General features: G+C 33.3%; 13 protein-coding genes. 4 read left to right on the top strand and 9 right to left on the bottom strand.

From position 1 onward, the window contains the following. Nucleotides 1-85 precede the first annotated feature (85 nt). The 5 genes from C4S29_RS03550 to C4S29_RS03530 all read right to left on the bottom strand — a co-directional run bounded on the left by C4S29_RS03550 (nt 86) and on the right by C4S29_RS03530 (nt 3,847). Complete coding sequence (locus C4S29_RS03550; RefSeq protein ID WP_103912735.1) at nt 86-1,093, bottom strand: vWA domain-containing protein; 1,008 nt, start codon at nt 1,091-1,093, stop codon at nt 86-88. A 135-nt stretch (nt 1,094-1,228) separates the two neighbouring features. After that, on the bottom strand, nt 1,229-1,783 hold the full coding sequence (gene rsmD / locus C4S29_RS03545; protein ID WP_103912734.1) for a 16S rRNA (guanine(966)-N(2))-methyltransferase RsmD: 555 nt from the start codon (nt 1,781-1,783) through the stop codon (nt 1,229-1,231). A gap of 71 nt (nt 1,784-1,854) precedes the next feature. After that, a complete protein-coding gene (locus tag C4S29_RS03540) occupies nt 1,855-2,571 on the bottom strand; it encodes a DUF3822 family protein (protein WP_103912733.1) in 717 nt (238 codons plus the stop codon). A 198-nt stretch (nt 2,572-2,769) separates the two neighbouring features. Then, nucleotides 2,770-3,264 (bottom strand): Smr/MutS family protein, encoded by a 495-nt coding sequence (locus C4S29_RS03535; protein ID WP_103912732.1) that lies wholly within the window; start codon nt 3,262-3,264, stop codon nt 2,770-2,772. A 91-nt stretch (nt 3,265-3,355) separates the two neighbouring features. Continuing rightward, the gene (locus C4S29_RS03530; RefSeq protein WP_103913030.1) at nt 3,356-3,847 is read right to left on the bottom strand and encodes a metallophosphoesterase family protein; all 492 of its coding nucleotides are present in this window, start codon (nt 3,845-3,847) and stop codon (nt 3,356-3,358) included. A 181-nt stretch (nt 3,848-4,028) separates the two neighbouring features. Here C4S29_RS03530 and truA point away from each other — a divergent pair, with 181 nt between their 5' ends. Together truA and C4S29_RS03520 are read left to right on the top strand one after the other, a co-directional pair. Next, nucleotides 4,029-4,766 (top strand): tRNA pseudouridine(38-40) synthase TruA, encoded by a 738-nt coding sequence (gene truA, locus C4S29_RS03525; RefSeq protein WP_103912731.1) that lies wholly within the window; start codon nt 4,029-4,031, stop codon nt 4,764-4,766. Between the two features lie 413 nt (nt 4,767-5,179). Next, nucleotides 5,180-6,916 (top strand): ABC transporter ATP-binding protein, encoded by a 1,737-nt coding sequence (locus C4S29_RS03520; protein ID WP_103912730.1) that lies wholly within the window; start codon nt 5,180-5,182, stop codon nt 6,914-6,916. A gap of 16 nt (nt 6,917-6,932) precedes the next feature. Here C4S29_RS03520 and C4S29_RS03515 read toward each other — a convergent pair whose 3' ends face one another. The 4 genes from C4S29_RS03515 to groES all read right to left on the bottom strand — a co-directional run bounded on the left by C4S29_RS03515 (nt 6,933) and on the right by groES (nt 11,265). Next, the gene (locus tag C4S29_RS03515; RefSeq protein WP_103913029.1) at nt 6,933-8,384 is read right to left on the bottom strand and encodes a DNA cytosine methyltransferase; all 1,452 of its coding nucleotides are present in this window, start codon (nt 8,382-8,384) and stop codon (nt 6,933-6,935) included. A 113-nt stretch (nt 8,385-8,497) separates the two neighbouring features. Beyond that, nucleotides 8,498-8,839 (bottom strand): FEKKY domain-containing protein, encoded by a 342-nt coding sequence (locus tag C4S29_RS03510; protein WP_103912729.1) that lies wholly within the window; start codon nt 8,837-8,839, stop codon nt 8,498-8,500. Nucleotides 8,840-9,246: 407 nt separating this feature from the next. Next, entirely contained in the window at nt 9,247-10,872 is a 1,626-nt protein-coding gene (groL, locus tag C4S29_RS03505; RefSeq protein ID WP_103912728.1) for a chaperonin GroEL, read from the bottom strand. Nucleotides 10,873-10,986: 114 nt separating this feature from the next. Beyond that, nucleotides 10,987-11,265, bottom strand: coding sequence for a co-chaperone GroES (gene groES, locus C4S29_RS03500; RefSeq protein WP_103912727.1), 279 nt, complete (start codon nt 11,263-11,265; stop codon nt 10,987-10,989). Nucleotides 11,266-11,544: 279 nt separating this feature from the next. Between groES and uvrC the strand changes: the two genes are divergently transcribed. After that, entirely contained in the window at nt 11,545-13,338 is a 1,794-nt protein-coding gene (gene uvrC / locus C4S29_RS03495) for an excinuclease ABC subunit UvrC (RefSeq protein ID WP_103912726.1), read from the top strand. Beyond that, complete coding sequence (locus C4S29_RS03490; RefSeq protein ID WP_103912725.1) at nt 13,339-14,472, top strand: carboxypeptidase-like regulatory domain-containing protein; 1,134 nt, start codon at nt 13,339-13,341, stop codon at nt 14,470-14,472. Nucleotides 14,473-14,893: the final 421 nt, after the last annotated feature.

The following is a 14,893-nucleotide window of genomic DNA, read 5'->3' as shown; positions in this document are numbered from 1 at the left end:
TATTAATTGTTAAAGTAAATTTTAAAAATTATTAAAATAAAGTTAAATTATTGGCTCAAAAGCCTTTAGTTGCTAAATTTTAGGCTTAAATACTAAAATCGCTTTTAGGATTGAATATCAAAATCAACAGAAAGAAAAATAAAGATAAAGCCAAAGAATATTGGTAAAAATGAACCGCCGTCTGCGAATTGACGAAAGTTTCTGTACTCGAAGCACTTTTTGCCAATGCTGTGCGAATTTGCGTTGTTGCTTCATCTAAGTTATTGCCGTCTATATAACTTCCATTGGTGTTTTCTGCTAAATCTTTAAGTGCATTCGTTTGTCTTTTAGATAAAACAGTTTCTCCTGTTGCATCTAGTTTGTAACCCATCAGTTGGCCAAAAATATACTCTGGCACTGGTGCGCCTTCTTCAGTCCCAATTCCCACAGAAATAATAGAAATTCCTTCTTTTTTTGCCAATTTCAGGGCATCTTCTTCATTTCCTTCGTTATCTTCGCCATCACTTAAAAGTATGATTTTTCGAGAACCTTTTGGGATATTTTTAAATTTTTCCGTCACCACTTGCATGGCTTTCAAAAAATCTGTGCCTTGCGTTGGCATCACGCTTGTTTCTATGCCATCAATGTAGTTTGAAGCCGCGCTATAATCTGTTGTTAAAGGCATAATTGAAATCGCATCGCCTGCAAAAACCACAATTCCCACTTTGTCATTTTGCATTTTTGCAAGACTTTGTTCCATAATGTTTTTGGCTTCTTGCAATCGGCTGGGCTCTACGTCTTGCGCGTTCATAGAATTAGAAACATCGAGCAGAAAAATAACGTTATTTACTTTTTGCTTGGCCTTTATTTGTTCGGTTCCATTTAAAATATCAACAATAGAAATAATTAAAAAAAGCGTTCCTAGAAGGTAAAAAAGGGGTAAAATTTTAGAAAATCGCTTGTTAATCGTAAAAAGTTCAGGTTGAAATCTGCTTTCTGCAAATACATTTCGGCGCTTATCTTTCCATTTTAAATACTGAAAAATAAGAGTTCCGAAAAGTGGCAATAGCAACAGCAATAATAAATACCAATAATTTCCTAGTGACCAATTCATTTTTTAGGTAAGTAAATTAGAAGTACAATTGTAAGGAATTGTTTTTAGTTAATGAAAATATTAATAAACTTTAACCTTATTTTATATTTAGCTTCTTTTGCGGTTAAAAAACTTAATTTTAAAATCTCGCAGACCTTACTTATTAATTTTAAAAAAACTAAAACTTACATTTCCATATTTTCTCGTGTCTTGTAAATTTTCGTTTTCAAATTTCATTTTGCTTTGGTGTTCCAAAACAAACAAGCCATTTTCTTTTAAAAAATCGTTTTCAAAAATTCCTTTTATTAGTTCTTCGTATTTATTTTGTTCGGTTTCAAAAGGCGGATCGGCAAAAATAATATCGTAGGTTTTCTGGGTTTTATTTTTTCGAATAAATTCAAAAACATCGGCGCGCATCGTTCTTATTTGTAGTGCCATTTCCAAATCTGCCGCGGTAGAACTAATAAATCCCGTGTGTTTAGAATTAGAATCTACGGAAGTAATATCTTGGCAATCTCGCGAAGCAAATTCTAAACTCACACTTCCAATGCCGCAAAACAAATCTAAAACAGAGCAAAATTCAAACTCAAATTTATTTTGAAGAATGCTGAAAAGGGCTTCCTTCGCAAAATCTGTCGTTGGTCGAACATCGAAATTCTTTGGGGCAGAAATTTTTTTGGCTTTCCATTTTCCTGCGATTATTCTGTACATGATTTAGTTTTTAGGTGATGGTTGTTGGTTGTCAGTTTTAGAATTGTAGTCTAAACTCTCACTTCTCAAATCTAGTTCAAAATAAAATTTTGTTTGTGTAGATTATCAAATTTTATAGAAATATTTTTCACAAACTTCCGAAGTTCTGATATAAATGTTTCATTTTCAGTGGTTTCACCATAAACGAAAAAGTACGTATCGTCGATTGAAAAATTTATTTTCTTCAATGTAAACATAATAAAATACAAAAAATCGACTTCAGAATTCAAATCCAAATTATTGTATAAAATTAATTTTTTATCGTTTAACGCGATAAATTCGCATTGATGGTGATAGAGATGAATATGGATTTCATTTTTCTTTTTTGAAGAAATATTGTTCAAAAATTTCTCACCAGAAAAATTAAAACTAACAGGTTTTGCAAGCGATTTTATCTTTTGATAAAGATTTTTCGGGAAAGTATAATAAAACTGAACGTCATATTTTTTATTGATGGAAAGCATTAATTCTTCTTCATTTTCATTTACAGAAGCGTTGTACGAAATTAGTTTGTATCCCAATTCGTGCTGTTTAAATTCTTCTGGCATCAGCGCAAAATGGTTTAATGCTGAAACCACTTTTATCTCTGCGAAATTATTTTTTACCAAAACTTCAGCTAACTTTTGAGCCACGAAATGTTCAGTAGAATCTTCATTTTTAAAAAATGAATGTTCTTCTAAAACCGATTTGTTTTTGCGAATTTGATATTGCAATCCGTCTTTTGTGAAAAGTAAAATTAATTTCTGCATGCCGTGCAAATTTATCAAAAATTAGATGAAAGAAAAAGTTTCTTAATAATTTAAAAAAAACTTTGCCTTTATCACAACATAAAACGCTTCGACAGGTTCAGCGAGATATCTCCAAATTTAAAGTGTGTTTTAGCATTGTCAGTCTGAGCCTGTCGAAGACTTTTTAGCGCTTTTGTCAGTCTGAGCCTGTCGAAGACTTTAGTTAAAAGTCACCCAAACATTTCCCGAACTGTGGAAGAAGAAATCGTCTTCTTCATATTGAATACCACTGTAACCGCGCAGATAATCGTAAACTAAATTTTGCAAAACGCCATCACCAATGCCGTGAATGATGTTTAATTTTTTGATGTAATTTTTCTTGCAATAATCTAAATTCTCAATTAAAGTTTCTTTTTGAATTTCCAGCCTTTCCCACGCGGAATATTCTGCGGGATTTTTAACTAATTTTTCAAAGTGTAAATCAATAACTCGGCTGTTGTCAGAATTTTTTTTGCTGGCTTTTTTCTTTAAATCATCCTTTATTGAAATTGCAGATTTCTCATATAAATGACTTTCCCGTGGGATAATTTTTGAAATTTCGATGGAATGTTCAAAGCCAAATTCATCTTCAATTAAAGCAAAATCTTTTGAAACAGAAATAATTTTTCCTGTCGTTGTTTCATCCAATACCGAAATTAAATCGCCTTTTTTCATTTTTTATTAGAACCAAGATTTAAGATTCAAGAACCAAGAGTTACAAATTTTATTTTTTAACTGACAACTGACAACTGACAACTGACAAATATCACCGGCCGCCTAATTCTATAACATTCAGATTTTCAATTTTTTCGCCGTTAATTTCAAACTGCATCATCGTTCGCACTTTATGCCATCCTTGTTTTCCGCACGCACCGGGATTTAGATGAAGTAAATTATGTTTTTTGTCATACATGGCTTTTAAAATATGCGAATGTCCGGAAATGAAAAGTTGAGGATTGTGTTTTTCAATTTCAGTTTTTGCGGTAAGAGAATATCTGTTTGGATAGCCGCCGATGTGAATCATTAAAACTGAAACTTCTTCACATTTAAAACTCAAAACTTCGGGGACAATTTTTCTGATTTTTTCGTCATCAATATTGCCGTAAACGCCGCGCAACGGTTTTATTTTTTCTAAAGTTTCGAGGAGTTCTAAATTTCCAAAATCGCCGGCGTGCCAAATTTCGTCGGCATTTTTAGCGTATTCTAAAATACGGTCGTCGATGTAAGAATGCGTGTCGGAAAGTAGTAAAATTTTCATTACATCAAAGTTGAGATAATTTTTTTTAAAGCGCAAAATACTTCCCGTGGAAAAGCAAAATAAACGAAATTTTAGCCCTGATTGGAACGGCATCCCCGCCGCGGCGGGATAGAGTGGAAAGCAGGAGGAGTCTTCGGAAGAAAATACAAATGTGTTGCTTCTAATTTTATAAATTTGCAAGATGCAGCGTTATTTTATAGAGTTCTCTTATTTCGGAAAAAATTATTTTGGTTACCAACGGCAACCTCGGGAAATTTCTGTGCAGGAGGTTTTAGAAAATGCCCTGAAGACAGTGCTTCGCGAAGATATTAAAATTACCGGCGCTGGCAGAACAGATACGGGTGTTCATGCAAAAAAAATGTTTGCACATTTCGAAACGGCGCAAGTTTTACTTGAAAATCTGGTTTATAAATTAAATAGTTTGTTGCCTGAAGATATTGCTGTGAAGCGAATTTTTTCAGTTAAAAATGATTTCCATGCGAGATTTGATGCCACTTTCAGAACTTATGAATATTATATTTCTTTAAATAAAAATCCGTTTTCTACCGATTTTGCTTGGCAAATTAGACGCGGAAATTTGGATGTTGAAAAAATGAATGACGCATCAAAAATTCTCTTTGATTATACAGATTTTACCAGTTTTTCAAAAGTAAATACGGATACAAAAACCAATAATTGCAAGATTTATAAAGCGTTTTGGGAGCAAAACGGGAGTGAGTTGAAATTCACTATTTCTGCAGATCGATTTTTGCGAAATATGGTGCGCGCAATTGTTGGGACACTTGTAGAAGTGGGCGCTGGGAAAATTTCTTTGGAAGATTTTCGGCAAATTATTTTGGCAAAAAACCGAAATAAAGCGGGAACTTCTGCGCCGGCGCAAGGACTTTTTTTGGTGGATGTGGGTTATGAATTGGAATGATTTTTCTCGCAGATTTCACAGATTTAGCAGGTTGAAATTGCATTCATTTTTTCCTGTAATTTTCTTAAAATTCACGAGTAATTAGTTTATTTGTGGCGATTTTATAAAAGAAACCTGAATTCGATTATTATTCAATTTTCAAAGTATTAATTTTCAATAACTTAAAAATATCAATTGTGTCGGGCTTTAGCCCGATGAAAGATGTAAAGCGTCATTTGGCTTTGGCCAAAACGTATATTAGGTTTTGGCTAAAGCCAATTCTTATTTAAAACCTTATAAAACTAAAGCCCGTACCTATTGATGTTTTTCAAAAAATTATTATTCGAACTCAGGTTAGAAGCATATCAATTTTCCGATTTAATTATAATAAATCTGAATTGTAAAACTGTGATTCTTTGTGTAAATTTGCGCTAATGAAAGAACAAAGCACGGGTAAAATTTTAAAAAGGCTTTTCGTAATTGGGATGAAATTTCGGTCGTGGTTTATTTTCACGCTGATTATTTCTATTCTTTTAGCGGCGGTTTCCACTTATCGGCCCTACCTCACGATGCTTGTGGTGGATCAGGATATTATGGTATCCAAAGATACAGGTTTGCTGATGAAGCATATTTATATCTTGATTGCGCTGGTTTTTGGGGAATCTCTGCTTAATTTTTTTCTGGTTTATTTTTCAAATTTTATTTCGCAAAACGTTATTCGTGATATTCGTGAAAGGCTTTATCATAAACTGATTTATTTTAAAACTTCTTTTTTTGATAAAACACCTATCGGACAATTGGTAACACGAGCGGTAAGCGATGTAGAAACGATTTCTGTGGTTTATACAGATGGTTTTTTGATGGTCTTTGGAGACGTTTTACGAATTGTTTTTGTGTTGGTTGCGATGTTTTTGGTGAATGTAAATTTGAGTTACATTTCACTCGCGATTTTGCCGATAATGGTTGTGATAACTAGATTTTTCCAAAAAAAATTGAAGAAAGCCTTTGGTGACGAACGAACTTGGACGGCTACACAAAATAGTTTTGTGCAAGAAAGACTTTCTGGAATGCCAATTATTCAGGTTTTTAATAGGCAAGAAGCAGAATTTAAAAAGTTCGATGATATTAATATCAATCTGAAAAGTGCGCTTTTGCGAACGGTTTATATTTTCTCTTTATTTTTCCCGGTTGTAGAATTAATTTCTTCGGTTTTTATTGGTTTAATTTTATTTTATGGCGGTTATATTAAAATTTTCCCGGGAGAAATTATTGCATTTATTCAATATATTTCAATGCTAATAAGACCTTTGAGGCAAATTGCGGATCGTTTTAATAATATTCAAAGAGGATTGGTTGGTGCAGAACGTGTTTTGGGCGTGATGGACGAAAATTTTGAGATGCCAAACGAAGGAAAATTAGTAAAAAGCACTTTCGAAGGAAAAATAGAATTTAAAGATGTTTATTTTTCTTATGATGAAAAACAAGAGGTTTTAAAGGGCATAAGTTTTACAGTAAATCCGGGTGAAACGGTGGCAATTGTTGGCGCAACTGGCGCGGGAAAATCGACGATAATTAGTTTGATTACAAGACTTTACGACATTAATTCTGGTAAGATATTTTTAGATGATGTGGAGTTGAAAGATTATGAATTGTATAATCTTCGGAAGCATTTGGGTGTTGTTTTGCAAGATGTTTTTCTTTTCCACGGAACGGTTTTTGAAAATCTGTCTTTCGGTGATGAAAGTGTGACTTTAGAGAAAATAAGAGCCGTTGCAAAAGATATAGAAGTAGATGAATTTATTGAAAGTTTGCCCGGCGCTTATGATTTTGTGGTGAGTGAAAGAGGTTCATCAATTTCGCTTGGGCAAAGGCAATTGCTGTCTTTTTTACGCGCTTATTTGTCGGATCCCAAAATTTTAATTTTAGATGAAGCGACCTCTTCTATAGATGTGGAAAGTGAAAAACTCATCCAAAAAGCAACGGAAAAAATTACCAAAAACAGAACTTCAATTATCATCGCGCACCGACTTTCTACAATCGTAAATGCAGATAAAATTATCGTAATGGAGGGCGGAAAAATTGTGGAAGCAGGAACTCACACTGAACTTTTAGCGCAAAACGGCTATTATTCTAATCTTTACCAAGGGCAGTTGAAAGCGGTAGAAATGTAGATTTTTTTGAATTTTCTCAATTTTCTGAAAGATATTTTTCTTTCATTAATTTAAAAATAATTTCCACAACTTTCACATTTACAGAATTTCCCAATTGTTTTAAAGCGACGGACGGCAAAGGATTCAAAATGTAATTTTTGGGGAAAGATTGTAAAAGTTTAGATTCATCAATACTGATTTTTCTTCGAAGTTTTCCGATAATTTGCTGGTGGTTCATGGCAACCAAAGTAGAAAATTTATCTGCTTTTTTCACTCTAACGCCAGACGGCCGAAATTGAATTAAACAATCAAAAATATCATCATGGCTTTTTCCTGCTTGCCATTCCATTTTTCGGTGTGTTTTAATAAAGCCGTCTAAATTTGAATTTTTTGCCAACCATTCATCAATAAACTTTTGATTTCGTTGATAAAGGGAAACATTTTTTAAGATAAATTTTGCTTTCCACTCGGGAAATTCGGTATAATCGCCATCATATTTAAAATATTCTGTCCAAATAGGAAACCCAATGATGTCTAAATCAATATTTTTATAAAATTCGTTCCAAACCTTTAAAACGTTTAGTTCATAAGCAGAAATTTGCGAATCTTTATCTTCAAAATTAATTATTGAATCTATGGAATCTACTTCATCGGAAAAATAAAATTTTATATTTCTTTTTATATTTTTAATAAAATCCACATTAATTTCCGCAATGTCTTTGCGAACGCACGGTATGTAAACCCGCGGTCGCAAGGTGGGAACTCCAAAATTATCAGGCGAAAGAATTAAGGCTTCTTCAGGGAAAATGTAGCCCAATTGGTCTAAATTTTTTAGGATGACTTTGTAAGTATTTCCGCCATCGTGGGAGACGAGATTTGTAACGTTTTCTAAAAGTAAAATTTTCGGTTGGTGCTTTTGGATAATCTCACAAATATCAAAAAATAAAGTGCCGCGCGTGTCTTCGAAACCGTTTCTATGGCCGCCTTTAGAGAAAGGTTGGCAAGGAAATCCGGCGCATAAAACATCAAAATTTGTGGGAATAAAGGCTTTCGTTTTCTCGTTTGTAATATCGCCAAAAGGAATTTCACCAAAATTGGCGAAGTAAGTATTTTTTGCGTTTTGATCCCATTCGCTGGTGTAAATGCACTTTCCACCTAGATTTTGCAGTGCAAGCCGAAAGCCGCCAATACCGGCAAATAAATCTATGAAAGTAAATTCGGGATTTTTTGGGGAAGGAAATGGCACTTCTAGATTTTCAAATAAACCATTTCTTAAGGCGTCTTCTGCTTTTTTTTTGGTAATAATTTTTTCAGGATATTTTTTTTCTAAAATTTCTTGGGTAATTTTTAGGGCCTCTTTTTCGTAAAAATTAGAAATTTTGTTTTTATAATTTTGAAGGTAATGCGTGATTATAGCCGATTTATTTGAAAATTTTTCACTTGCATTTGTTTTTTTGTCATCAATTTCTGCGAGAGCGATTTTTTCCATTAACGGCATATTTGTTCAATTCTTGAGGTGCAATTTACAAAATTTTGAAAATGGATGTTGCTATTTTATAAGTTAAATTTCAATGACAAAAAATTTTTAAAGCGCGATTTCTTTTAAAGTCCGAAGGGTAAAAAGGGTAAATCATTTCGCCAAGAATTTCCATACTTTTTTGTAAGGTAATTTGCTAAAGTTGTATTGTTTTCTGTTGCGATTTTTGATAGGGCAGGAGTAATCACGCAGCCTTGTGTTTCTAAACCAATTTTATATTTTTTTTGAAATTTTGTAAAATCTTGAATCGCAATGCCAAAGGAAATGAATTTTGCCTCGCCAGAATTTATTTTATTTTCTATGTTTTCGGAGGTGATTTGCTTTTGTGATGAAGGTTTTAAGTCTTCCTTTTTTTGCGCAAAATTTAGTGTGAAAAATGTAAAGAGTAGAAGATGCAAAATTTTCATTGGAATTTGTTTTTATTAGACTTGTTTGATGGGGATTTTTGGAAATTGTTAAAAATATAAACCTTGAAGGTTTGTACGAATAGTTGGCAAAATTTTCATTGGATTTTGTTTTATTAGACTTGTTTGATGGGGATTTTGGGAAATTGTTAAAAATATAAACCTTCAAGGTTTTAGAAACCTTGAAGGTTTGATTGAACTGTGAGAGTCATTTCGAAGAAGAGAACAACCGACTTTCTAGCCCGGATAGGAATGGAAATCCTTTTTTTGCGGCGGCGAAGCCGCCGCAAAAAAAGATTGTAATGGATAGCCGGACGCAACTTCGAAATATGAAATAGCCGTCTTGCTCCTAAAAAAAAATCCGCTCAAAATTATTTGAACGGATTTTGTGTAATTTGAGAATGTGTTTTTTACATCATTCCGGGCATTCCTCCAGGCATTCCGCCCATTGCTGGTTCGTCTTTTGGAATTTCTGTGATGACGCATTCTGTTGTTAGAAGCATTCCTGAAACGGAAGCGGCATTTTCTAAAGCGACACGAACTACTTTTGTAGGATCGATAATACCGGCTTCAAACATTTGTACATATTGGTCGGTTTTTGCATTGAAACCAAAATCTGCTGTGCCATCTGCAACTTTCGCTACAACTACGGATCCTTCGCCGCCTGCATTGGCAACAATTTGTCTTAATGGCTCTTCAATTGCTCTTTTTACAATTTTTATTCCGGTTGCTTCATCTTGGTTTTCTGCATCTACTTTTATGGCAGAAATTGCTCTTACTAAAGCGACGCCACCACCTGCAACGATGCCTTCTTCTACTGCCGCTCTTGTGGCATGAAGTGCATCATCTACGCGGTCTTTTTTCTCTTTCATTTCAATTTCAGAGGCTGCGCCAATGTAAAGAACGGCAACGCCACCGGCTAATTTTGCCAATCTTTCTTGGAGTTTTTCTTTGTCGTAATCAGATGTAGTAGTTTCCATCTGCGCTTTGATTTGGTTTACTCTTTCTTTGATTAAACTTTCGTCGCCTGCGCCGTTTACGATTGTGGTATTATCTTTATCGATGCTTACTTTTTCAGCAGTACCAAGCATTTCTAGGGTTGCATTCTCCATTGTGAAACCTCTTTCTTCAGAAATTACGGTTCCGCCGGTTAAAATGGCGATGTCTTCTAACATTGCTTTTCTTCTGTCTCCAAAACCTGGTGCTTTTACAGCGGCAATTTTAAGTGAACCTCTTAATTTATTCACCACTAAAGTTGCCAAAGCTTCGCCTTCTACTTCTTCGGAAATAATTAATAAAGATTTTCCTGCTTGCGCAACTGGTTCTAAAACGGGTAGCAAATCTTTCATAGAAGAGATTTTTTTCTCAACTAATAAAATATAAGGATTTTCTAATTCGGTAATCATTTTTTCGGGATTTGTCACAAAATATGGTGACTGGTAACCACGATCAAACTGCATTCCTTCTACAACATCAACTGTTGTGTCTGTTCCTTTTGCTTCTTCTACGGTTATAACACCTTCTTTGCCCACTTTTGCAAAGGCTTCAGCGATTAATGCACCGATTGTTTCATCATTATTTGCAGAAATTGCCGCAACTTGTTTAATTTTTTCGGCATCATTTCCAACTTCTTGGGATTGGGATTGAAGATTTTCAACTACCGCTTTTACGGCTTTATCGATTCCTCTTTTTAAATCCATCGGATTTGCGCCTGCTGCAACGTTTTTTAAACCTTCACGAACGATGGCTTGTGCTAAAACAGTGGCGGTGGTTGTTCCGTCACCTGCGATATCATTGGTTTTGGAAGCGACTTCTTTTACCATTTGCGCGCCCATATTTTCTACTCGGTCTTCTAGTTCAATTTCTTTTGCAACAGAAACGCCATCTTTGGTTACGTGTGGTGCACCGAAAGATTTTTCGATTACCACATTTCTTCCTTTTGGCCCTAATGTTACTTTTACTGCGTTTGCCAGAGCATCTACACCTCTTTTTAGTGCGTCTCTACTTTCGATATCGAATTTTATTTCTTTTGCCATTTTTATATTTGATTTTAAATTTTAAAATGCGAAAATTGGGTTGTTCCACATTTTTGTTTTTTTCTGTTACTATTGAATTTTTTTTAATTCAAATACTTTGAGTTTCTTTTTTTTTTAAGAAAGTATGCCCAAAATATCACTTTCTTTTACAATTAAATAATCATTACCGTTCAATTTCAATTCGGATCCAGAATATTTTCCGTAAAGTACTTTGTCTCCTACTTTCACAGTCATTGGTTCATCTGCTTTTCCATTTCCAATTGCCACTACGGTTCCTTCTTGTGGTTTTTCTTTTGCGGAATCTGGAATTATAATTCCTGAAGCGGTTTTTGTTTCAGCTTTTGTCGGTTCTACTAAAACGCGATCTGCTAATGGTTTGAAATTTACTGACATATTTATATAATTTTTTAAAGTTCTGTGTTGCGTTTCTCCATAAGTATGCCAATTGGATTTTTTAGATAATTATAATATTTTGTCAGTTTAATTAAAATCGCATCGGAAAAATTGTCATATTTTAGTCTAAATTTGAATTTGAATTTGTTCCTAATTTAATAAGTTTACCCTTTAAAAAATCCTTATTTTTGTTAAATAAAATCGCAATGTAAAAACTTTCTAACAAGCAAAACTTTTTAAAAAGCGATACATTTTGATCCCAAAAATAGAAATCTATAAATGAAAGAAGCACTCGCATTACAACTTCAAACTTTGCCTTCCGATCCGGGTGTTTACAGATATTATGATAAAAATGGCAAACTTCTTTATGTAGGAAAAGCCAAAAATCTTAAGAAAAGAGTACTTTCTTATTTCAATAAAAATCAAGTTGGCTTTCGTACGAGAACCATGATTTCTAAAATCGAACGTTTAGAAACAACCGTTGTAAATAGCGAATATGACGCGCTTCTATTAGAAAATAATTTAATAAAAGAACATCAACCATTTTACAATGTAATGCTTAAAGATGATAAATCTTATCCTTACATTGTTATTAAAAATGAACATTTCCCTCGAATTTTTCTCACCAGAAATAAAATTAAAGATGGCTCAGAATATTATGGACCTTACGCGAAAGTGCGACCTGCAAAGGTTTTGCTCGATACTATTAAACATATTTATAAAATCCGAACTTGTAATCTGAATTTAGCGCCCAATAAAATTGCCGAAGGAAAATACAAAGTTTGCTTGGAATACCACATTAAAAATTGCGAAGGACCTTGCGAAATGATGGAATTGGAAGAAAATTACAATCTGAAAATTGAGGCTATTCGAGGCATTATAAAAGGCGATTTTAAATTAGCAACCAATTATTTGGAAATCCAAATGCAAAAATTTGCGCACAATCTTGAATTTGAAAATGCTCAAAATATAAAAGAAAGATTAGAAACTTTAGATAATTACCGCGCGAGACACACGGTTGTAAATCCAAATATTGATGATGTGGATGTTTTCGGGATGACGAGCGACGAATCTGCGGCTTATATTAATTATTTTAAAATTCGAAATGGAAATATCATCCAATCTTTTACCACAGAAATCAAAAAAATATTGGAAGAAAGTGACGAAGATATTATGGAGGAAGCCTTGATTGAAATCCGACAAAAATTTGAATCTACTTCAAAAGAAATTCTTTTGCCTTTTCATTTATCAGTCGAAATTCCGAACACCAAAATCTACGTTCCAAAAATGGGCGACAAAAAAAGAATTTTAGAATTATCAGAAAAAAATGCCAAAGAATATCGCATTGAAAAATTAAAACAAGTTCAAATTATAGATCCAGAAAGACATACCAACCGAATAATGGCAGAAATGCAAAAATTATTAAGAATGCCCGCAGAACCGCGCCACATCGAGGGTTTTGATAATTCTAATATTCAAGGTTCAAATCCTGTTGGTGCGTGTGTTGTTTTTAAAGATGGTAAACCGAGCAAAAAAGATTACCGAATTTTTCATATAAAGACGGTGGAAGGCCCAAACGATTTTGCAAGTATGGAAGAAGTCATTTACCGCCGATACCGAAGAATGCTGGAAGAAGGCGAAAGTTTACCCCAATTAATTTTAATTGATGGCGGAAAAGGTCAATTGAGTTCTGCCGTGAAAAGTTTAAAATTATTAGGTCTTTATGGCAAAATTACCATCATCGGAATTGCAAAACGCTTGGAAGAAATATTTTTTCCTGAAGATTCAATTCCTTTATATTTAGACAAATCTTCTGAAACTTTAAAAATTTTACAGCGTGTGCGCGATGAATCTCACCGTTTTGGCGTAAAACACCACAGAACGCGCCGCACAAATTCTACCATAAAATCTGAATTAGAAGAAATTCCGGGTGTTGGTGAAAAAACAATCGAGTTACTTTTGAAAAAATTAAAATCGGTGAAACGCGTGAAAGAATCTAACCTCGAAACTTTAGAAGAAATTTTAGGAAAAGTAAAAGGAAAAGTGGTTTGGGAGTTTTTTAATAAAAATTAAATGAAAAGCATTTTATTATTTGGTCTATTTTTATTGAGTCAGATTTTTGTTGCACAAATAAAAGGACATGTTCAAGATGAAGGAAATCGCTCGGTAAAAGGCGTTTCTATTTATATTGATGGAAGTACAATTAGCACATTATCAGACGAAAACGGTAATTTTAATTTGCAAACGTCTATTAAAAATGGAAATCTTATCATTAAGAAAGAAGATTATTCCAAAATTATTTTTCCGGTAAAAGATGCACTTGGGAAAAACTTGAAAGTGATTTTGCAAAAAGAAAAATTGATTGAGGAAGTGAATTTAATTCCTTACAACGACAAAGATTTTGAACGTAATTTTTCCATTTTTCAGTATGCTTTTTTAGGCGATACCAATTCCACCAAAATTTTAAATAAAAAAGATTTGCTCTTCGCTGTAGATAGAAAAAATAATATTTTTCGGGCAAAAGCGAAGAAACCTTTAATTATTGAAAACGAAAATTTGGGTTACACCATTATTTTTGATTTAATGAATTTTGAAAAAAGACCACAATCTTTAACTTATAATGGTACAAGTTTGTTTAAAGAAATGCCGGGAAATGAACGGAAGCAAAATAAATATAAAAAAAAGCGTGAAGAGGCATTTATCGGAAGTGCGACACATTTTTTCCAAAGTTTGTATGCAGGGAAAACCAAGGAAAATGGCTTTAATGTGAATTTAGTAAAAATAATTTCGAACCCAAATTATCCGTCTGCTTTAGAAATGAAAACATTAGAAAATTATGTAAATAATCTTTTAACCCAAGGGCGAAATATTAGCACTGAAGCGATGCCGGCACATATTAAAGCCATTAGTGAACGAGCAGAAAACCCGAAAACATTTTTATCTATTTTAAAGACCAGCATCCCAGAAAGCGACTATTCTTTTAGAAAAAACAATAAATTATATTTAAAATCTGATAACTTGTTACAAATTGTTTACACCACAAAAAACAAAAAAATAATTGATACTTTGGTAGATACAGACGGACAAGAATTTGAGATTTTCCCCGATGGTTATTATGAAAATCCCGATCAATTAATCTTCAATGGAACTTGGGGCGATTACAAAGTTTCAAAAATGTTGCCGACGAATTTTTATTTGGTGAAATGATTTTTGAAGATTAAATTGCCGCAATTATTAAAGCAAAGAAAATGAGGCTGGGGAATTTTTTAATTGAAATTAGTACATTTCTAAGTCATAAAAGAATGAAAACTTCTAAAAATCGGATTTTACCCGTTTAAACTTCAAAAAAATTGTGTAAATCTGTGAGCAAAATTATTTTAACCTTATATTTACCTTTGCGCACATTGAGAAAAAACCTTTGCGTTCATTGCGTGAAAGACCTTTTTCGAAACTATTTACAATTTTTAACCGCAATAGTTACCTTTGCGCTCATTGCGTGAAAGACCTTTGCGTTCATTGCGTGAAAGACCTTTTTCGAAACTATTTACAATTTTTAACCGCAATAGTTACCTTTGCGTTCATTGCGTGAAAGACCTTTTTCGAAACTATTTACAATTTTTAACCGCAA

Source organism: Halpernia humi (genome assembly GCF_900108025.1).
Lineage (GTDB): Bacteria > Bacteroidota > Bacteroidia > Flavobacteriales > Weeksellaceae > Halpernia > Halpernia humi.
This window is presented reverse-complemented; position numbering and strand designations above follow the sequence as displayed.